1 protein-coding gene is annotated in these 1397 nt (G+C 50.2%); it reads left to right on the plus strand.

Annotated elements, in window-relative coordinates; translation table 11 throughout:
• Positions 1 to 115 precede the first annotated feature (115 nt).
• Entirely contained in the window at positions 116 to 1378 is a 1263-nt protein-coding gene (locus WD071_RS00165; protein WP_368046254.1) for a hypothetical protein, read from the plus strand.
• Positions 1379 to 1397 lie beyond the last annotated feature (19 nt).

A 1397-nucleotide genomic window follows, 5' to 3' on the forward strand; every position in this document is an offset into this window, starting at 1 on the left:
AAGTGTTGTGATTCGTTATTGGTTACCCAATCGGTAGCGTACCGACACTGAAACAGCGATGGCTTATCGAGAAGTCTGGTCACCAAACCAGTTGAAATAAAAAGGGGAATTTTGAATGAAAGCGATTAAAATTGCTTCCGGCGTTGCGGTATCCGCATTGGCTCTGGCTATTTCTGCGCAGGCAAACGCTGCTGCTCACGAAGGTGGTAACACCGAATTTTCCATGAGCGCTACTGGCTCTATGGAAGTCATGTACATGATGGATCTGGTTGCTGATACCAACGATGTTGATCTGGACGAAGGCGATGACTTCGATTCAGGAAAGGCGGGCGAAGCCTGGGGTCTGCAGTTGGACACCAAGGTTGTTCACGGTCCTTTCTCCGGTACTGTTCGAATCGTTGCTAACGATGACAACACGGCAAACGAAAATGGTTCTGATGCCGAAGCTGGCGTTAGTGTTCAGGTTAAAGACCTGATCGTGACTGATGGCCCGATCTCCTTTGGTCAGGTTGGCAGCTTGTTGACTACCGATGATTATGCTTATGACATGGGTGATTCCACTAGCGTTCCTACTGGCTTTGATCCCGACAACGATGGTGATGATAACGATCTAGAGCTGGACGACGGTGCTGCGATTGGTGCTGGCTTGCGTTACACCATGAATGGTCTTCAGGTTCAGATCGAAGGTCAGAACGATGCCAATGGCATTGATGGCGACGCTACCACTACTGATCCCGATTACGGCGTGTCTGCTGCCTATGCCGGTGAATCTGGTGCTATCGCTTATGTTGTCGATGCTCAGTTCCGCGGTTCGGATGTAGCGCCTGATGGTGCAGATGCCTACACCTACATGGGTGCCGGTGTTACTTATACCAGCGACATTGTGACTGCAAAGGCTGGTTTTAACACCTACACAGCACCTGCCGACGCTACACAAGTTGGTACTGGCGAGAAAGAAAGCTTCTCTGAGTACGGTTTCGAGCTGTCTTCAACTCCGGTCGATGCCCTGACTGTTTACCTGAAGGGTCAGGATCTGGATGCAGGCAACGACACCGACAGCATGTTGTTGCTGGTGGGTTCTACCTACACAGTTGATGTGCTGACTTTCAAAGGCGAGTACAAAAATACCGCTGCTGACGGTGGTGACCAAGCGTTGTTCAATGTGTCTTACAAGCAGGACAAGCTGGGAGCCTATGGTGAAGTTACACTGGGTAACCTGGATGGTGACAATGCCTATGATCCCTTGCTTGAAGCAGGTGTTAGCTACACCCAAGACAATGGTGTGAAGTATGCTGCCGACTGGGACATGCAGGGTGATGTCAACGCAGACGCAGCTGAAGTTCATACTCTGAAGCTGTCTGCTGCCTACGCTTTCTAATTCAGATTCCTCTGAATGA

The organism is Pseudohongiella sp., assembly GCF_040877505.1.
In the GTDB taxonomy this organism is placed as follows: domain Bacteria; phylum Pseudomonadota; class Gammaproteobacteria; order Pseudomonadales; family Pseudohongiellaceae; genus Pseudohongiella.

Excerpts from the sequence above, each read along its gene's own strand:
- WD071_RS00165 (WP_368046254.1), top strand. The coding sequence starts at position 116 with ATGAAAGCGATTAAAATTGCTTCCGGCGTTGCGGTATCCGCATTGGCT.